Below are 17788 nucleotides of genomic sequence, written 5' to 3' on the forward strand. Positions count from 1 at the left end.
CGACCCCCGATCACCAGAATCACTAGAAGAGAGCCACCATGGACTTCCTTCGCCCCGCCAGCTGGGAGGAGGCGCTCGCCGCCAAGGCCGAGCACCCCACGGCCGTGCCGATCGCAGGCGGCACCGACGTCATGGTCGAGATCAACTTCGACCACCGGCGGCCCGAGTACCTCCTGGACCTGAACCGTATCGAGCTGCTGCGCGAGTGGGAGGTCGGCGAGGAGAACGTCCGGCTCGGCGCCTCCGTTCCGTACACCGCGATCATGGAGAACCTGCGGGCCGAACTGCCCGGTCTGGCGCTCGCGTCCCACACGGTCGCTTCCCCGCAGATCCGCAACCGCGGCGGCGTCGGGGGCAACCTCGGCACCGCGTCGCCCGCCGGCGACGCCCACCCGGCCCTGCTCGCCGCGGGCGCCGAGGTCGAGGTCGAGTCCGTGCGCGGCAGCCGGTTCATCCCGATCGACGCGTTCTACACGGGCGTGAAGCGCAACGCGCTCCAGCCCGACGAGCTCATCAAGACCGTCCACGTCAAGAAGGCGGACGGCCCCCAGCAGTACTCCAAGGTCGGCACCCGCAACGCGATGGTCATCGCGGTCTGCGCCTTCGGCCTGGCCCTGCACCCCGAGACCCGTACCGTCCGCACCGGCATCGGCTCCGCCGCGCCGACCCCGATCCGCGCCAAGGAAGCCGAGAACTTCCTCAACGCGGCTCTGGAGGAGGGCGGTTTCTGGGACAACGGCAAGATCATCACCCCTTCGATCGCGAAGCAGTTCGCCGACCTCTGCTCGGGCGCCGCCAACCCGATCGACGATGTCCGAGGCACCGCCAAGTACCGCCGCCACGCCGTCGGAATCATGGCCCGCCGCCAGCTCGGCTGGACCTGGGAGCAGTACCGCGGCACCGGCCGCACGCTTGAGGGAGCTGCATAACCATGCGCGTCAATTTCACGGTCAACGGTCGTCCGCAGGAAGCCGACGACGTCTGGGAGGGCGAGTCCCTCCTCTACGTCCTGCGTGAGCGCCTGGGCCTGCCCGGCTCCAAGAACGCCTGCGAGCAGGGCGAGTGCGGTTCCTGCACGGTCCGCCTCGACGGCGTGCCGGTCTGCTCCTGCCTCGTCGCCGCCGGCCAGGTCGAGGGTCGCGAGGTCGTCACGGTCGAAGGTCTTGCCGACTTCGCCAAGGAGCGTGCGGAGCACGCCGGTTGCGCCTCCGGCGCCTGTGGCACCTCGCTCGACGCCGCCAAGAAGTGGGAGGCCAAGCCCGGTCAGGACTCCCAGACCGGCGAGGGCGTCGAACTCTCCCCGATCCAGCAGGCGTTCATCGACGCGGGCGCCGTCCAGTGCGGCTTCTGCACCCCCGGTCTGCTGGTCGCGGCCGACGAGATGCTGGAGCGCAACCCGTCCCCGACGGACGCGGACATCCGCGAGGCGCTCTCCGGCAACCTCTGCCGCTGCACCGGTTACGAGAAGATCCTCGACGCGGTCCGCCTCGCGGCCGCCCGTCAGGGAGAGGCGGTCTGATCATGGCTGGCACCACCACGGGCATCCCCCGCGACGTCACCCAGAACCACGTCCAGGGCGGCATCGGCGAGTCCACGCTCCGCCCCGACGGCACCCTCAAGGTCACCGGCGAGTTCGCCTACTCCTCGGACATGTGGCACGAGGACATGCTCTGGGGCCAGATCCTGCGCTCCACCGTCGCGCACGCCGAGATCCTCTCCATCGACACCTCCGAGGCCCTCGCGATGGACGGCGTCTACGCCGTCCTGACCCACGAGGACCTGCCGGCGGCGAAGAACTACGGCATGGAGTTCCAGGACACCCCCGTCCTGGCCTACGGCAAGGTCCGCCACCACGGCGAGCCGGTGGCCCTCGTGGCCGCCGACCACCCGGAGACCGCCCGCCGCGCCGCCGCCAAGATCGTGGTCGAGTACCGGGAGCTCCCGGTCATCACGGACGAGGCCTCCGCCACCGCCCCGGACGCGGTCCTGGTCCACGAGGGCCGCGACGACCACCACTCCGGTCACGTCCCGCACCCCAACATCGTGCACCGCCAGCCGATCATCCGCGGCAACGCGACCGAGGCCGCCAAGCGCGCCGACGTCATCGTCACCGGCGAGTACACCTTCGGCATGCAGGACCAGGCCTTCCTCGGCCCGGAGTCCGGCCTCGCCGTACCGGCCGAGGACGGCGGCGTCGACCTGTACGTCGCCACCCAGTGGCTGCACTCGGACCTCAAGCAGATCGCCCCCTGCCTCGGCCTGCCCGAGGAGAAGGTCCGCATGACGATGGCGGGCGTCGGCGGCGCGTTCGGCGGCCGCGAGGACATCTCGATGCAGATCCTCGCCTCGCTGCTCGCCCTGCGCACCAACAAGCCCGTCAAGATGGTCTACAACCGGTACGAGTCCTTCTTCGGGCACGTCCACCGGCACCCGGCGAAGCTCTGGTACGAGCACGGCGCCACCAAGGACGGCAAGATCACGCACATGAAGTGCAGGATCGTGCTCGACGGCGGCGCGTACGCGTCGTCCACGGCGTCGGTCGTCGGCAACGCCTCCTCCCTCTCGGTCGGCCCGTACGTCATCGACGACGTGGAGATCGAGGCGATCGGCCTCTACACCAACAACCCGCCCTGCGGCGCGATGCGCGGCTTCGGCGCGGTCCAGGCGTGCTTCGCCTACGAGGCCCAGATGGACAAGCTCGCCGCCAAGCTGGGCATGGACCCGGTGGAGCTGCGCCGGCTCAACGCCATGGAGCAGGGCACGATCATGCCGACCGGCCAGGTCGTCGACTCGCCGGCCCCGGTCGCCGAGCTGCTCCGCATGGTCAAGGCCCGCCCGATGCCGCCGGAGCGCCAGTGGGAGACCGCCGGCGAGGGTGCGGACGTCCGCGCGCTGCCCGGCGGCCTGTCCAACACCTCGCACGGCGAGGGCGTCGTCCGCGGCGTCGGCTACGCGGTCGGCATCAAGAACGTCGGCTTCTCCGAGGGCTTCGACGACTACTCGACCGCCAAGATCCGCCTCGAGGTCATCAACGGCGAGCCGGTCGCGCTGGTCCACACCGCCATGGCGGAGGTCGGCCAGGGCGGTGTCACGATCCACGCGCAGATCGCCCGTACCGAGCTCGGTGTCCAGCAGGTCACCATCCACCCCGCCGACACGCAGGTGGGCTCGGCCGGTTCGACCTCCGCGGGCCGCCAGACGTACATGACCGGCGGCGCCATCAAGAACTCCTGCGAGATCGTCCGCGAGAAGGTCCTGGAGATCGGCCGGCGCAAGTTCGGCTCGTACCACCCGGCCTGGGCCAACGCCGAACTCCTCCTGGAGGGCGGCAAGGTCGTCACCGACAACGGCGAGGCCCTCGCGAGCATCGCGGACGTCCTGGAGGACCAGGCCGTGGAGGTCGAGGAGGAGTGGCGCCACCGGCCCACCCAGGCCTTCGACCTCGTCACGGGCCAGGGCAACGGCCACGTCCAGTACGCCTTCGCCGCGCACCGCGCGGTCGTCGAGGTCGACACCGAGCTCGGCCTCGTGAAGGTCATCGAACTGGCCTGCGCCCAGGACGTCGGCAAGGCGGTCAACCCGCTCTCCGTCGTCGGCCAGATCCAGGGCGGCACCACCCAGGGCCTGGGCGTCGCGGTGATGGAGGAGATCATCGTCGACCCGAAGACCGCGAAGGTCAGGAACCCCTCCTTCACGGACTACCTGATCCCGACCATCCTCGACACGCCGACCATTCCGGTCGACTACCTCGAGCTGGCCGACCCCAACGCGCCGTACGGCGTCCGGGGCATCGGCGAGGCCCCGACCCTGTCGTCCACCCCGGCCGTCCTCGCGGCGATCCGTGCCGCGACGGGCCTGGAGCTCAACAAGACGCCGGTCCGCCCCGAGGCGCTCACCGGCACCCTGTAGGACTCTCCGGGCGGTGCGTGCCTCCCAGGAACGTCACACTTCCCCCGCCCGCACCGCCCGGAGCAACCCCTCGGAACCACCCGCTCGAAAACGCACCACCGGCACCACCCGCTCGAAAGAGCACCACCGGCACCACCCGCACCACCAGCAGTAACCGCAGTACCGATTCACCCCGTCCGCCTCGGGCCGTCCCCCGGGTCGTGCAGCCCACGCATCATCCCAAATCCCGCAGCTTCACCAGATCAGAAACCTTCGAAGTCTGATGCGGGTGCCCCTTTGAACCTTGGGAGTAGGCCCCATGACCCAGTCGTCTGTGGAGCCCAAGACCGCATCGGAGGACGCGGGCTCCGGCTCCAACGTCCCTGCCGGCCGTTCTTGGCTCGACCGGTACTTTCACATCTCGGAGAGAGGATCCACCGTCGCGACGGAGATCCGCGGCGGCGTCACCACCTTCATGGCGATGGCGTACATTCTCCTGCTCAACCCGATCCTCCTCGGGGGTCCGGACGTCGACAAGAACGTCCTCGCCTCCTCCGCCGTCATCACGGCGACCGCCCTCGCGGCGGCGGTGACCACCCTGCTGATGGGCTTCGTCGGCAAGGTGCCGCTCGTCCTGGCGGCCGGCCTCAGCGTCTCCGGCGTGCTCGCCACCCAGGTCGTGCCCCAGATGACCTGGCCGCAGGCCATGGCCATGTGCATCGTCTACGGTCTGGTGATCTGCCTCCTGGTGGTCACCGGTCTCCGCGAGATGATCATGAACGCCATCCCGCTGCCGCTCAAGCACGGCATCACCATCGGCATCGGCCTCTTCATCGCGCTGATCGGCTTCAACAAGGCCGGCTTCGTCGGCGCCGGCCCGCAGTTCGGCCCGCCCGTCACCATGGGATCCGGCGGTGAACTGGTCGGCTGGCCCGTCCTGATCTTCGCCGTCACGCTCCTCGCGATCTTCGCCCTCCAGGCCCGCAAGGTCCCGGGCGCGATCCTCATCGGCATCGTCGCCGGTACCGTCATCTCGCTGATCGTCAACGCGGTCGCGGACATCCCGGCCAAGGGCCCGGGCTCGTGGGCCAACGGCTCCCCGGAGCTCAACGGCAGCGTGGTCTCCAGCCCCGACTTCTCGCTCATGGGCGACGTCGACTTCGGCGGCTGGGGTGACGTCGGCTACATCACGGTCGGCGTGATCGTCTTCACCCTGGTCCTCGCCGGCTTCTTCGACGCCATGGCCACCATCATCGGCGTCGGCACCGAGGCCAACCTGGCCGACGACAAGGGCCGCATGCCCGGCCTCTCCAAGGCGCTGTTCATCGACGGCGCGGGCGGTGCGATCGGCGGCGTCTCCGGCGCCTCCGGCCAGACGGTCTTCGTGGAGTCCGCCACCGGCGTCGGCGAGGGTGCCCGTACCGGCTTCTCCTCGGTGATCACCGGCCTGTTCTTCGCGGCCTGCCTCTTCTTCACGCCGATCACCCAGATCGTGCCGCGTGAGGTCGGCTCCGCCGCCCTGGTCGTCATCGGCGCGATGATGATGATGAACGCCAAGCACGTGAACTGGGGCGACAGCTCCGTCGCGATCCCGGTCTTCCTGACCGTGGTACTGATGCCGTTCACCTACAGCATCACCCCGGGCGTCGCGGCCGGCGTCATCGCCTACACCGTCATCAAGGTGGCGCAGGGCAAGGCGCGCGAGGTCGGTGCGTTCATGTGGTGCCTGACCGCGATCTTCGTCGTGTTCTTCGCCCTTCACCCGATCGAGGGCTGGCTCGGCGTCAGCTGACGTCCGACCTTCCGCCCTCCCCACACCCAAGGAGACCGACATGCTGGACATCGCCGAAGAGCTGCACCGGTGGGTCGAGCAGGGACGCTCGTTCGCCGTCGCCACCGTGGTGGCGGTCGGCGGCAGCGCGCCCCGGCAGCCGGGTGCCGCCCTCGCCGTCGACAGCGAGGGCACGGCGATCGGCTCGGTCTCCGGCGGGTGTGTGGAGGGCGCGGTCTACGACCTCTGCGTCCAGGCGCTCGAAGACGGCAGGACCGTCGTCGAGCAGTTCGGATACAGCGACGAGGACGCCTTCGCGGTCGGCCTGACCTGCGGCGGCATCATCGACATCCTCGTCACCCCGGTCCGCGGCGGGGTCTTCCCCGCCGCGGTCGCGGCCGCCGCCGCGGGGGAGGCCGCGGCCCTGGCCCGCGTCGTCGACGGGCCCGAGGAGCTGAAGGGCACGGCCCTCCTGGTCCGCCCCGACGGCTCGTACGAAGGGCGGCTCGGCGGCCACCCCGAGCTGGACCGCACCGCGGCGGGCGAGGCCCGCGCGATGCTCGACGCGGGCCGGACCGGCACCGTGGGGATCGGTGAGGACGGCAGCCGCTGCGGACAGCCGCTGACGCTCCTGGTCGAGTCCTCCGTCCCCGCCCCCCGCATGATCGTCTTCGGCGCCATCGACTTCGCCGCCGCCCTGGTCCGGGTCGGCAAGTTCCTCGGCTACCGGGTCACCGTCTGCGACGCACGGCCCGTCTTCGCGACGCCGGCCCGCTTCCCCGAGGCCGACGAGATCGTCGTCGAATGGCCCCACCGCTACCTGGAGTCGACGACGGTGGACGGCCGGACGGTCCTGTGCGTCCTCACCCACGACGCCAAGTTCGACGTGCCGCTCCTCCAGGCGGCCCTCAAGCTCCCCGTCGCGTACGTCGGCGCGATGGGTTCCCGCCGCACCCACGAGGACCGCAACGAGCGGCTCCGCGAGGTCGGCGTCACCGAGCTCGAACTCGCCCGGCTGCGCTCGCCGATAGGCCTCGACCTGGGCGCCCGCACGCCGGAGGAGACCGCCCTGTCGATCGGCGCGGAGATCGTCGCCAACCGGCGCGGCGGCAGCGGAGTCTCCCTCACCGGCGCCCACACCCCGATCCACCACGACGGCCCGCGCGAGCCCGACGGCCGCATAGGATCCGTCGCCTGATCCCGGTCCGCCCTTCCCGGCCCCACCCCGCACGTGCGCGGGGGAGGGGCCGTCGTCGTTCCCGCGCGTAGCCGGAGAAGGTGTCACCTCCACGCGTCTTCTGTTTCTCGATACTTAATGCAGAGCAAAAGAAAAGTCTTGTCGAATGTCTTGACCCTCACTGTCCCCAACCGCAACCATCTGCTGCGGAGAGCGCGCTCCTCCTCCAACTCCCCCTCATCCCCGAGGAGATCGACCCATGCCCGCAGCCGGCACCCGCGTCGCGCCACCCCCACCCCCGACCGGCCAGGATCCCCGCCCCGTCTCCCGTCCCGCATCCCGGCGGGCCACCGCCGCCGCACTCGTCACGGCGCTCCTCGCCGGACTGCTCGCCCTCGTCGCCGCACCGCCCGCCGCGGCCGCCCCCGTCCTGCTCTCGCAGGGCAAGCCGGCCACGGCCTCCAGCCAGGAGAACGGCGGCACCCCGGCGACCGCGGCCGTCGACGGCGACCCCGGCACCCGCTGGTCGAGCGCCTTCGCCGACCCGCAGTGGATCCAGGTCGACCTGGGCGCCCCGGCCGCGCTCAGCAGGGTCGACCTGCGCTGGGAGACCGCGTACGGCAAGGCCTACCGCATCGAGCTCTCCACCGACGGCACCACCTGGACCAGCGCCTACAGCACGGCGAACGGCCCCGGCGGCAACGAGTCCCTCCCCGTCACCGGCACCGCCCGCTACGTCCGGGTGTACGGCACCACCCGCGCCACCGGATACGGCTACTCGCTCTGGGAGTTCCAGGTGTACGGCTCCGACGACGGCGGCCCGGTCCTGCCCGGCGGCGGCGACCTCGGCCCCAACGTGCACGTCTTCGACCCGTCCACGCCCGGCATCCAGGCCAAGCTGGACGAGGTCTTCACCCAGCAGGAGTCGGCCCAGTTCGGCAACGGCCGGCACGCCTTCTTCTTCAAGCCCGGCACGTACAACGGCCTCAACGCCCAGATCGGCTTCTACACCCAGATCGCCGGCCTCGGCCTGCGCCCGGACGACACCACCATCAACGGCGACGTGACCGTCGACGCCGGCTGGTTCAACGGCAACGCCACCCAGAACTTCTGGCGCGCCGCCGAGAACCTCGCCCTCAACCCCGTCAGCGGCACCGACCGGTGGGCCGTCTCGCAGGCCTCCTCGTTCCGCCGCATGCACGTCAAGGGCGGCCTCAACCTCGCCCCCAACGGCTACGGCTGGGCCAGCGGCGGCTACATCGCCGACTCGAAGATCGACGGCCAGGTCGGCAACTACTCGCAGCAGCAGTGGTACACCCGCGACAGCTCCATCGGCAGCTGGTCCAACAGCGTCTGGAACCAGGTCTTCTCAGGCGTCGAGGGCGCCCCGGCGCAGAGTTTCCCCGAGCCCCGCTACACCACGCTCGACACCACCCCCGTCTCCCGTGAGAAGCCCTTCCTGTACTGGGAGGGCGGCGAGTTCAAGGTGTTCGCCCCCGCCAAGCGGGTCAACGCCCGCGGCACCAGCTGGGGTTCGGGCACCCCGCAGGGCCAGTCACTCCCGCTGAGCGCGTTCTACGTGGTCAAGCCCGGCGCCACCGCCGCCACCATGAACGCGGCCCTGCGCCAGGGCCTCCACCTGCTCTTCACCCCCGGCGTCTACCACGTCGACCAGCCGATCCAGGTCGACCGCGCCGACACGATCGTCCTCGGCCTCGGCCTCGCCACGATCATCCCCGACAACGGGGTGGCGGCGATGAAGGTCGCCGACGTCGACGGCGTCCGCCTCGCGGGCTTCCTCGTCGACGCCGGACCGGTCAACTCCCCGGTCCTGCTGGAGATCGGCACGCAGAACGGCGCCGCCGACCACGCCGCCAACCCCACCACCGTCCAGGACGTGTACCTCCGCGTCGGCGGCGCGGGACCCGGCAAGGCCACCGTCGCCATGGCCGTCCACAGCGACGACACCGTCATCGACCACACCTGGGTCTGGCGCGCCGACCACGGCGAGGGCGTCGGCTGGGAGACCAACCGGTCCGACTACGGCGTCCGCGTGTACGGCGACGACGTCCTCGCCACCGGCCTGTTCGTCGAGCACTTCAACAAGTACGACGTCGAATGGTTCGGCGACCGCGGCCGCACGATCTTCTTCCAGAACGAGAAGGCGTACGACGCCCCGAACCAGGCGGCCGTCCAGGACGGGCCCCACAAGGGCTACGCCGCCTACCGCGTCGACGACTCCGTCACCACCCACGAGGGCTGGGGGCTCGGCAGCTACTGCTACTACAACGTGGACCCGACGATCCGTCAGGACCACGGCTTCCGGGCCCCGGTGAAGCCCGGCATCAGGTTCCACGACCTGCTCGTCGTCTCCCTCGGCGGCAACGGGCAGTACGAGCACGTCATCAACAACGTGGGCGCCCCGACCTCGGGCACCTCCACCGTGCCCTCCACGGTGGTCTCGTACCCCTGAGCGGGCCGGATCCCTCGGTGATCCGCCCGGCGCGGTCCCACCCTCACCCCGGGTGACGGGCCGGGCGGCGTGCCCTCAGCGCGCCGCCCGGCCCCGTACCGTCGACGCCCACGCAGGCTGCTCCCCGGCGGCCTCGCCCCCGGCCTCGGCACGCCGTCCGCCGAGCGCGAAGAAGTCCGCGAGCGGCAGGATCGCCGCGCCGACCGTGACCGCGTCGGGCCCCAGCTTCCCCATGGCGATGCCGACCCGGGCCGCCGGGTACGCGAGGGCGTACTCCTTCGCGTACCCCTTGACCGTCTCCAGGAAGCGGGCGCCGAGCTGGAGGCCCGCCCAGCCGCCGACGAGGATGCGTTCGGGCTGGAAGAGGTTGATGAGGTCGGCGAAGCCGGCGCCGAGGTATTCGGCGGTCTCCTCCAGGACGGCCAGCGCGGTGGCGTCGGCCTCCGCACCCGGATCGGCCGGGTAGGCGGCGGCGAGCATCGCGGTGAGGGCGGTCTCCTCGTCCACGCCGGTCGGGGGCTTCCCGCCGGCCTCGCGCCAGCGTTCGAGCAGCGCCTCCGCGCCCGCGTACGCCTCCAGACAGCCCAGGGCGCCGCAGCGGCACCGCCGGCCGCGGACCCGCACCTTCAGATGGCCCCATTCGAGCGCCCGGCCGGGACCCATCGGGTCCGTCACGACGCAGGCGCCGACGCCCGAACCGAAGAGCACGACCACGGCGCTGCGTGCGCCCCGCCCGGCCCCGAACCACATCTCGGCCTGGCCCAGCGTCTTGGCGCCGTTGTCGATCCGGTACGGCACCGAGGCCGGCAGGTCGACGGACTCCCGCAGCAGCCGCTCCAGCGGGACGGCGTCCCAGCCGGTGGTCTGGCCGTGCACGACCGCGCCGTCCTCCGGGGTGGGGGCCACGATCCCGGGCACGCCCACCCCGACGCCGAGCAGCCGCTCGGCGGACACGTCCGCGGTCCGCAGGACCTCGGCGATGCCCTCGCGGATGTGGTCCACGACGACCCCGACCTCGTACCGGTCGTGCGGGTGGACGCTGTCGGACGCCAACGGGCGCTCGGCGCGGGCGAGTTCGGTGAGGGTGAGGTCGAAGAGCTCGATCCTGACCCGCGTCTCGCCGACGTCGACGCCGATCATGCAGCCGCTGCCCGGGGTGACCCGGAGCAGGATGCGGGGGCGGCCACCGGCCGAGTCGACGCTGCCGGCCTCCTCGACCAGGCCCTCGGAGACCAGCTCGGCGACCACGTTGCTGACCGAACCGGAACTCAGTCCGGTCGCCGGGCCCAGCTCGAAACGGCTCATCGGCCCGTCGAAGTACAGGGACTGGAGGACGGCGGTGCGGTTCTCCCGTCGCAGGTCACGTACGGTGCGGCCGTTCCGCATGGTCACTGGGCCCCCTGGTGAAGTAGTCCTCGGCTCAAACGTACCGCTTCGACCGGGCCCGGATCAGTCGCCGGCGGCGTACGGACGCGGGCGGCGTCAGGCCCTGCGGAGACCGCTGAGGAGCAGTTCGGCCAGCTGCTCGTACGCCTCCGCGTCGGCGAGGCCGGTGGCCGCGGCCACCTGGCGCCGCTGGATGCGGACCATCACCGAGGAGATGACGTCGGCCGCGAAGGTCACGTGCACCTCGCGGAAGACGCCGGCCCGCACGCCCTCCTCGATGAGCTGCTGGACCCGGCCCGCCGCCGCGCGCGTGTTGCGCTCGTACACCTCGGCCGCCGGCTCGAAGGCGGCCACGTCGTCGAAGAACTGCGGCGAGACCGGTGCCAGCTCGGCCGAGACGGCCCGCAGGTACGCGGCGAGCCGCTCGGCGGGGTCGGTCGCCGCGGCGAGGACCGCCTCGACGCGGGCGGTGGCCCGCCGGAAGAAGTGCACGACCGCCGCCCGGACGAGCTGCTCCTTGCTGCCGGCCAGGCCGTACAGGGTCCGCTTCGAGCAGCGCAGGCGGGCGGCGAGATCGTCGAGCGTCAGCCGGGCGAAACCCTCGCCGACCAGGAGGGCGACGAGGTCCTCGAAGAGGGCGGAGCGGCGCGCCGCTCCCCGGCCCGTGAGCTTCGGGGCGTCGGCGGCGGAGGTCTCGATCACCCGACCAGTATTCCAGGCCGCTGCTCCGAGGGGGTTACGGCGTCACCCTTCTGCGCTACTCTCAGCGGTACTGCAGTACCTTCCCCAGTACCACTTTGCGCGCCGCTGGAGTCGCACATGGATGTCGACCGCCTGCTTCCCACCCCCGAGGCAGCGGACCTCATCGCCCTCACCCGGGAGATCGCCGACAAGGAGCTCTCTTCGCGGGTGGACGAGCACGAGGCCGCCGAGACCTATCCCGAAGGCCTCTTCACCACGCTCGGCCAGGCCGGGCTGCTCGGCCTCGCCTACCCCGAGGAGTACGGCGGCGGAGGCCAGCCCTACGAGGTCTACCTCCAGGTCCTGGAGGAGCTCGCCGCACGCTGGGCGGCCGTCGCCGTCGCCACCAGCGTCCACACCCTGGCCTGCCACCCCCTGTACACCTTCGGCACCGCGGAGCAGAAGGAGCGCTGGCTCCCCGCGATGCTGGAGGGCCGCACCATCGGCGGCTACAGCCTCTCCGAGCCGCAGGCCGGCTCCGACGCCGCCGCCCTCGCCTGCAAGGCCGAGCGCCAGGACGACGGCAGCGGCTACCGGATCACCGGCACCAAGGCCTGGATCACCCACGGCGGCAAGGCCGGCTTCTACGCCCTCTTCGCCCGCACCGCCCCCGGCAGCCACGGCATCTCCTGCTTCCTCGCCCCCGGCGAGATCGACGGCCTGAGCTTCGGCGCGCCCGAACGCAAGATGGGCCTCCAGGCCGTCCCCACCACCTCCGCCTACTGGGACGGCGCCCTCCTGGAGGCCGACCGGCTCATAGGGGACGAGGGCCAGGGCCTCCAGATCGCCTTCAGCGCACTGGACAGCGGCCGCCTCGGCATCGCCGCCTGTGCCACCGGCCTCGCCCAGGCCGCCCTCGACGCGGCCGTCGACTACGCCAACGAGCGGACCACCTTCGGCCGCAGGATCGTCGACCACCAGGGCCTCGGTTTCCTCCTCGCCGACATGGCCGCCGCCGTCGACGCGGCCCGCGCCACCTACCTGGACGCGGCCCGCCGCCGCGACCTCGGCCGCCCCTTCAGCCGCCAGGCCAGCGCCGCCAAGCTCATCGCCACCGACACCGCCATGAAGGTCACCACGGACGCCGTCCAGGTGCTCGGCGGCTACGGCTACACCCGCGACTTCCCCGTCGAGCGGTACATGCGCGAGGCCAAGATCATGCAGATCTTCGAAGGCACCAACCAGATCCAGCGCCTCGTGATCAGCCGCGGCCTGGCCCGCCCGGAGTAGCGCCGCCCCCCCCCGGCGCGCACGGGACGACGTGAAAGCGGCCGGCGGCCCCGTTTCCGGGGGCTGCCGGCCGCTCGTGCGTGCCGTGCCTACTTGGCGAGGGCGGCGGCGCCGGCCTGGGCGAACTTCTCGTCGAGGTCGCCGGAGGGGGCGCCGGCGACGCCGATGCCGGCGATGGGGGCGCCCTTGGCGGTGACGGGGGCGCCGCCGGCGAGGAAGAGGGTGCCGGGGATGTCCTTGAGGGTGGGGGCGTTGGTGAGGCGCTTGGCGAGTTCGGAGGTGGGGGCGTTCCAGGAGACGGCGGTGTACGCCTTCTTGACGGCGGACTCGTAGGACTGCGGGCCGGCGCCGTCGCCGCGGAGGGTGACGAGGGTGTTGCCGTTGCGGTCGACGACGGCGACGGAGACGCGCTGGTTCTCCTTCTCGGCGGCGTCGAGGGTGGCCTGGGCGGCCTTGGTCGCGGCCTCGATCGTCAGGTGCGTCGACCGCGTCGTGTTCTTGTTCTTCGCGTCCGCCCCGGCGGCGGCCGGTGCGGCCGCCGTGTCCTCGCCGGTGGCGCTGGCCGAGTAGGCACCGAAGCCGCCGAGGGCGAGGGCGGCGACGATCGCGCCACCGGTCACGACACGGGTGCGCGAGGTCTTCTTCACGTGCTTCATGGGGGTCTGCTCCAGTGAACTCGGTGTCCGCGGGGGCCTCCGGGAAGCCGTGGCCCGCTCTGCCTCCCATCCTGGTGGCGGATCACTCACCGTCCGTCGTCGTCCCGGCTGTACCCGGCGCCCGCAACGGTGGACCCCGGGGTCATCCGATCGGCTGACCCCCGGCCTCCTCGGCGCCCCACCGCGCGGCCAGTCCGGCGAAGGCCCCGGCGGCCGCGCTCCGGTAGCCGGCCGCGCCGCAGCAGGACGACACCGCGGGACGGCAGGGCGGGGGAGAGCGGCACCGGGCTCAGCCGGGGGTGGTCCCGGGTGACGGCGAGCCGGAGGTGGCCGGGCGAGAGGTCGTGCACGTCGAGCACCGCGCGCTCGCCCGCCGCCAGGTCCCGCAGGGCCCGCCGTGCGTAGCGGGCGTACGCCTCCCCGGCGTCCGTGAGGCGCACCGTACGGCCGCCGCGGTCCAGGAGCTGCGTGCCGAGCGCCTTCTCCAGCTGCTCGGATCGTCTGCGGGCACTCCGCCTGCGGCGCCATGACCGCGCTCGCCGAAGGCCGCGACCTGACCGCGCTCGCCGAAGGCCGCGACCTGACCGCCGCGCCCGCCGTCGCCGCCTGGCTGCGCCACGCCGACGCGTCGCTGGCACGCACCGCCGCGGCCGGCCGGCAGGGAGACGTCGCCGCCCTCGTGCGGGAGAACGTCACCGCCCAACTGGCCAACCTCGCCACCCACCCGTCGGTGGCCCGCGCCCTCGCCGAGGGAGCCGTACGCCTGCACGGCTGGGTCTTCGACATCGCCGACGGCACCGTCGAGGAACTCGCCACCACGGCGGGCCCCGCGCTCGCCGCCTGCCCCCCACCGCACGACCCCACCCCACGAGAAGGAAGGACGTACCCCTCATGGTGCACGCCCAGTTCGACCCCACCGCCCGCCAGGCCCTCGCGATCGCCGCCGTCGACGCCAAGGACCGCAAGGGCCTGACCTGGCAGCGGATCGCGGACGCCGCCGGCCTCTCCGTCGCCTTCACCGCCGCCGCCGTGCTCGGCCAGCACGCCCTGCCGGCCGAGTCCGCGAAGGCCGTCGCCGAACTCCTCGGCCTGGACGAGGACGCGGAGCGGCTGCTCCGCACCGTCCCCACCCGCGGCTCCCTCGACGGTGCCGTCCCCACCGACCCGACGATCTACCGCTTCTACGAGATGCTCCAGGTGTACGGCACCACGCTGAAGGCCCTGGTCCACGAGGAGTTCGGCGACGGCATCATCTCGGCGATCAACTTCCGGCTGGACGTGAAGAAGGTCGCCGACCCCGAGGGCGGTGAGCGCGCGGTCATCACGCTCGACGGCAAGTACCTGCCGACCAGGCCTTTCTGACGAAGGCTCAGCCGGTAGTGGGGGCCGCCTCGGCGCCGAGCAGGGCGAGCGAGTTCGCCCACAGCGCGCCGAGGCGCCCCGGATCGTCGTACAGCTTGGCGAAGAGGACCTCGCCCTCCAGCTGGGCGACCAGGGCGCGCGCGGCGGTGCGGGCGTCGGCGACGGTGACCTCGCCGCGCCCGCGGGCCTCCGCCACGGCCCCCTCGACCAGGGAGACCTGCTCCTCGAAGACCTCCCGCAGCCGCCCGCGGACGCTCTCCGTGCGGGTGCTCATCTCCAGGGCCAGGTTCCCGAGCAGGCAGCCGGTGACGGCGCCGCAGCTCTCCCGGTCGGCGCGCAGCCCCTCCTCGGTGGCCGCGTAGAGCCGCCGCAGCCGCGCGAGCGGCGGGACGTCCGGGGCCAGCGCGCGGTCCCACACGGCGCGCCGCCCGGCCCAGTGCTCGTCCACGACGGCGAGGGCCAGCTGCTCCTTGGAGGCGAAGAAGTAGTAGAAGCTCCCCTTCGGGACCCCGGCCGCCGCACAGATCTCGGCCACGCCGAGGGCGGAGTAGCCGCGCGACAGCATCAGCTGCTCCGCGGCGGCCAGGATGCGCTCCCGCGCGTCACTCGTTCGCCCCATGGCCCCGAGTCTACGACCGGTCGACTACCCCCCTCGCGCGTGCGCGGCCTCCGCTTCCGGGGGCGCGGCCCGCGGTTCTATGGTGGGCGGCGCAGATCGCGCGGACCGCGCGGTCCTCCGCGGGCACGCGCCCGATCCGGCGGCCATCCCGGCGGCAGGGTCGCACCCGCACGACACGAACGAGGAGTTCCATGGACATCGCCGGCTCCGCCGCTCTCGTCACCGGTGCCGCATCCGGTCTCGGGGCAGCCACCGCCGCCGCGCTCGCCGCCCGCGGCGCCACCGTCTACGGCCTGGACCTCGACAAGGCCGTGGCCGCCGCAGGGCCGCTGCCGGAGGGCGTCAGGCTGCTCGCCGCCGACGTCACCGACGAGGAGCAGGTCCGCGAGGCGCTGGCCGCGATCGACGCCGACGGCGCCGAGCTCCGGCTCGCCGTGAACTGCGCCGGCATCGCCCCCTCCGCCCGCATCCTGGGCCGCAAGGGACCGCACGACCTCGACCTGTTCCGCACGGTGCTGAACGTCAACCTCCTCGGCACGTTCAACGTGATGCGGCTCGCCGCCGAGGCCATCGCCCGGCACGAGCCCGACGAGCACGGGCAGCGCGGCCTCGTCGTGAACACGGCCTCGATCGCCGCCTTCGAGGGCCAGGTCGGCCAGATCGCGTACGCCGCCTCCAAGGCGGGCGTCGCCGGCATGACCGTCACGGCCGCCCGCGACCTGGCGCAGTTCGGCATCCGGGTCGTCACCGTCGCCCCCGGGATCGTCGACACCCCGATGATGGCCGGATTCGGCGAGGACGTCAGGGCCGGTCTCGCCGCGAGCGTCACCTTCCCGCAGCGCCTGGCCCGCCCGGAGGAGTACGCCCGGCTCGTCACCATGATCGCCGAGCACGACTACCTGAACGGCGAGACGATCCGGATGGACGGCGCCCTGCGCATGGCCCCCCGCTGACCCTCGCGCGGCCCCGCCGACCTTCCCGTGGCCCTAGCTGATCCTCCGTACCCCTCAAAGCGCACTCGGTGCCGGATTCGTCCGGCACCAAGTGCCGCGTGGGGTCGTTCCGGGTGTTAGGTTCGGGCCATGGGAACTGCGTCGACGAACTCCACGAAGCCCGCGATGCGGGACTCCCTCATCGCCGCGGCCTTTCAGCTCTTCCTGGAGCGGGGCTACGAGCAGACCACCGTCGACGACATCGTCACGCTGGCGGGGGTCGGCCGGCGGTCCTTCTTCCGGTACTTCCCGTCGAAGGAGGACGTGGTCTTCCCCGACCACGAGCAGGCCCTCGCCGACATGACCCGCTTCCTCGCCGCCAGCGCCGACTCCGACGACCCGGTGGTCCGGGTCTGCGACGCCGCCCGGCTCGTCATGCGGATGTACGCCGAGAACCCGACCTTCTCCGTCCAGCGCTACCGCCTCACCCGAGAGGTCGCGGGACTGCGCGCGTACGAACTCTCGGTCGTCTGGCGGTACGAGAAGACCCTCGGCGACTACCTGCGCACCCGCTGGGCCGACCGCAGGGACGGCACCCTGCGGGCCAACGTCGTCGCGGCGGCCGTGGTCGCCGCCCACAACCACGCCCTGCGCCACTGGCTGCGCTCGGGCGGGGAGGTCGACCCGCAGGCGGAGGTCGACCGGGCCCTCGACTTCGTGCGCGCGACCTGGAGCCCGGACCCGGCGTCGGAGGCCCCGGCGGACGCCACCGAGGACGTCGTCGTCGTGATCACCAAGCGGTCCACACCGATGTGGCGCGTGGTGCGCGAGGTGGAGTCGAGCCTCGGCGAGGGCTGAGGGTCGCCGGGGATCTCAGTATCCAGGATTGAGGGAACTCAGGTCTTTATTTGATGGCACTCAGTGCCATATCTTTGCCTTGCCACGGTCGAGCCGCCGAGTGCAAGGAGAAGGCATCGTGTTCCACACGGGACTGAGGAGCGGGACCGCCGTCCAGGACGACGGGGCGACCCCGGACTCCGAGCTCTACTTCCAGCGCTGCCGCTGGTGCCACACCACCACCTTCCAGCGCCTGCTCTGTCCGACCTGCGGGTCGACCGACCTCGCGCCCGAACTCAGCGGGGGCGAGGGCGTAATATCCGTACGGCGCGGGGTCGCCGCGGCCGACGCGGACCTCTGGCCGGTGCACATGACGGAGGGCTTCGTGGTCCGCTGCCGGGTCGACGGACCGCTCCACGCGGTGCGCCCCGGGGTGCGGGTCAAGCTCTCCTCCGGCGTCGGGGTGACCGGGCGCAGGCCGGTCGTGCGGCTCTGCGACGAGGTCCCGCTCGACGGCTGGTTCTGACGGCCGCGTCCAACGACGACCACGGAGAAGGGGGGGGGGGGGGGGGGGGGGGGGGGGGGCCCCCCCCCCCCCCCCCCGGCGGGGGGGGGGGGGGGGGGCGGCGCGGCCCCCCCCCCCCCGGGGGGGGGCCCGGGCGCCCCGCCCCAAACCCCCGCCGGGGGGGGCCCCACGGCGAGCTCCCCGGCCGGCA

15 protein-coding genes and 2 pseudogenes are annotated in these 17788 nt (G+C 72.4%); 12 read left to right on the plus strand and 5 right to left on the minus strand.

The window, feature by feature from the left end; genetic code table 11:
* Positions 1-38: 38 nt before the first annotated feature.
* The 6 genes from ACIQFX_RS27905 (at position 39) to ACIQFX_RS27930 (ending at position 9309) form a co-directional block, all read left to right on the plus strand.
* Complete coding sequence (locus tag ACIQFX_RS27905) at positions 39-929, plus strand: FAD binding domain-containing protein (RefSeq protein WP_376490247.1); 891 nt, start codon at positions 39-41, stop codon at positions 927-929.
* Between the two features lie 2 nt (positions 930-931).
* Complete coding sequence (locus tag ACIQFX_RS27910) at positions 932-1519, plus strand: (2Fe-2S)-binding protein (RefSeq protein WP_017238277.1); 588 nt, start codon at positions 932-934, stop codon at positions 1517-1519.
* A gap of 2 nt (positions 1520-1521) precedes the next feature.
* Complete coding sequence (locus ACIQFX_RS27915) at positions 1522-3909, plus strand: xanthine dehydrogenase family protein molybdopterin-binding subunit (protein ID WP_402468758.1); 2388 nt, start codon at positions 1522-1524, stop codon at positions 3907-3909.
* Between the two features lie 298 nt (positions 3910-4207).
* A complete protein-coding gene (locus ACIQFX_RS27920) occupies positions 4208-5680 on the plus strand; it encodes an NCS2 family permease (protein WP_402468760.1) in 1473 nt (490 codons plus the stop codon).
* Positions 5681-5720: 40 nt separating this feature from the next.
* Positions 5721-6857, plus strand: a complete 1137-nt coding sequence (locus ACIQFX_RS27925) for an XdhC family protein (protein WP_402468762.1) — start codon at positions 5721-5723, stop codon at positions 6855-6857.
* A 238-nt stretch (positions 6858-7095) separates the two neighbouring features.
* The gene (locus ACIQFX_RS27930) at positions 7096-9309 is read left to right on the plus strand and encodes a discoidin domain-containing protein (protein WP_402468765.1); all 2214 of its coding nucleotides are present in this window, start codon (positions 7096-7098) and stop codon (positions 9307-9309) included.
* A 75-nt stretch (positions 9310-9384) separates the two neighbouring features.
* On the opposite strand, the gene ACIQFX_RS27935 is transcribed toward ACIQFX_RS27930, so the two are convergent.
* Positions 9385-10701 carry an ROK family protein gene (locus tag ACIQFX_RS27935; RefSeq protein WP_402468768.1) on the minus strand — a complete coding sequence of 439 codons (1317 nt, stop codon included), beginning with the start codon at positions 10699-10701 and terminating at the stop codon, positions 9385-9387.
* Positions 10702-10791: 90 nt separating this feature from the next.
* The gene (locus tag ACIQFX_RS27940) at positions 10792-11397 is read right to left on the minus strand and encodes a TetR/AcrR family transcriptional regulator (RefSeq protein WP_402468771.1); all 606 of its coding nucleotides are present in this window, start codon (positions 11395-11397) and stop codon (positions 10792-10794) included.
* A gap of 117 nt (positions 11398-11514) precedes the next feature.
* On the opposite strand from ACIQFX_RS27940, the gene ACIQFX_RS27945 reads away from it, so the two are divergent.
* The gene (locus ACIQFX_RS27945) at positions 11515-12666 is read left to right on the plus strand and encodes an acyl-CoA dehydrogenase family protein (RefSeq protein ID WP_402468773.1); all 1152 of its coding nucleotides are present in this window, start codon (positions 11515-11517) and stop codon (positions 12664-12666) included.
* An 89-nt stretch (positions 12667-12755) separates the two neighbouring features.
* Here the strand turns inward: ACIQFX_RS27945 and ACIQFX_RS27950 are convergent, their stop codons facing one another.
* Together ACIQFX_RS27950 and ACIQFX_RS27955 are read right to left on the minus strand one after the other, a co-directional pair.
* Positions 12756-13313 carry a heme-binding protein gene (locus ACIQFX_RS27950; protein WP_402468815.1) on the minus strand — a complete coding sequence of 186 codons (558 nt, stop codon included), beginning with the start codon at positions 13311-13313 and terminating at the stop codon, positions 12756-12758.
* Between the two features lie 317 nt (positions 13314-13630).
* Positions 13631-13813: pseudogene (locus ACIQFX_RS27955) on the minus strand (LysR family transcriptional regulator); the annotation flags it as partial.
* Positions 13814-13818: 5 nt separating this feature from the next.
* Between ACIQFX_RS27955 and ACIQFX_RS27960 the strand changes: the two are divergent.
* Positions 13819-14163: pseudogene (locus ACIQFX_RS27960) on the plus strand (carbonic anhydrase); the annotation flags it as partial.
* Positions 14164-14213: 50 nt separating this feature from the next.
* Positions 14214-14684: a cyanase gene (gene cynS, locus ACIQFX_RS27965; RefSeq protein WP_402468775.1), complete on the plus strand. Its 471-nt coding sequence runs from the start codon at positions 14214-14216 to the stop codon at positions 14682-14684.
* A gap of 7 nt (positions 14685-14691) precedes the next feature.
* Here the strand turns inward: cynS and ACIQFX_RS27970 are convergent, their stop codons facing one another.
* Positions 14692-15303 carry a TetR/AcrR family transcriptional regulator gene (locus ACIQFX_RS27970; protein WP_402468778.1) on the minus strand — a complete coding sequence of 204 codons (612 nt, stop codon included), beginning with the start codon at positions 15301-15303 and terminating at the stop codon, positions 14692-14694.
* Positions 15304-15494: 191 nt separating this feature from the next.
* Between ACIQFX_RS27970 and ACIQFX_RS27975 the strand changes: the two genes are divergently transcribed.
* The 3 genes from ACIQFX_RS27975 (at position 15495) to ACIQFX_RS27985 (ending at position 17598) form a co-directional block, all read left to right on the plus strand.
* Positions 15495-16256, plus strand: coding sequence for an SDR family NAD(P)-dependent oxidoreductase (locus tag ACIQFX_RS27975; RefSeq protein ID WP_376490926.1), 762 nt, complete (start codon positions 15495-15497; stop codon positions 16254-16256).
* A gap of 129 nt (positions 16257-16385) precedes the next feature.
* The gene (locus ACIQFX_RS27980; protein WP_402468781.1) at positions 16386-17093 is read left to right on the plus strand and encodes a TetR family transcriptional regulator; all 708 of its coding nucleotides are present in this window, start codon (positions 16386-16388) and stop codon (positions 17091-17093) included.
* A gap of 118 nt (positions 17094-17211) precedes the next feature.
* Complete coding sequence (locus tag ACIQFX_RS27985; RefSeq protein WP_402468784.1) at positions 17212-17598, plus strand: zinc ribbon domain-containing protein; 387 nt, start codon at positions 17212-17214, stop codon at positions 17596-17598.
* The last annotated feature ends 190 nt before the right edge of the window (positions 17599-17788 follow it).

Source organism: Streptomyces sp. NPDC093089 (assembly GCF_044754405.1).
Classification (GTDB): domain Bacteria; phylum Actinomycetota; class Actinomycetes; order Streptomycetales; family Streptomycetaceae; genus Streptomyces.

Bases quoted from the DNA above. Each gene is read 5' to 3' on its own strand.
- ACIQFX_RS27905 (WP_376490247.1), top strand. From the start codon at position 39: ATGGACTTCCTTCGCCCCGCCAGCTGGGAGGAGGCGCTCGCCGCCAAG.
- ACIQFX_RS27910 (WP_017238277.1), top strand. From the start codon at position 932: ATGCGCGTCAATTTCACGGTCAACGGTCGTCCGCAGGAAGCCGACGAC.
- ACIQFX_RS27915 (WP_402468758.1), top strand. From the start codon at position 1,522: ATGGCTGGCACCACCACGGGCATCCCCCGCGACGTCACCCAGAACCAC.
- ACIQFX_RS27920 (WP_402468760.1), top strand. From the start codon at position 4,208: ATGACCCAGTCGTCTGTGGAGCCCAAGACCGCATCGGAGGACGCGGGC.
- ACIQFX_RS27925 (WP_402468762.1), top strand. From the start codon at position 5,721: ATGCTGGACATCGCCGAAGAGCTGCACCGGTGGGTCGAGCAGGGACGC.
- ACIQFX_RS27930 (WP_402468765.1), top strand. From the start codon at position 7,096: ATGCCCGCAGCCGGCACCCGCGTCGCGCCACCCCCACCCCCGACCGGC.
- ACIQFX_RS27945 (WP_402468773.1), top strand. From the start codon at position 11,515: ATGGATGTCGACCGCCTGCTTCCCACCCCCGAGGCAGCGGACCTCATC.
- cynS (WP_402468775.1), top strand. From the start codon at position 14,214: ATGGTGCACGCCCAGTTCGACCCCACCGCCCGCCAGGCCCTCGCGATC.
- ACIQFX_RS27970 (WP_402468778.1), bottom strand. From the start codon at position 15,303: ATGGGGCGAACGAGTGACGCGCGGGAGCGCATCCTGGCCGCCGCGGAG.
- ACIQFX_RS27975 (WP_376490926.1), top strand. From the start codon at position 15,495: ATGGACATCGCCGGCTCCGCCGCTCTCGTCACCGGTGCCGCATCCGGT.
- ACIQFX_RS27980 (WP_402468781.1), top strand. From the start codon at position 16,386: ATGGGAACTGCGTCGACGAACTCCACGAAGCCCGCGATGCGGGACTCC.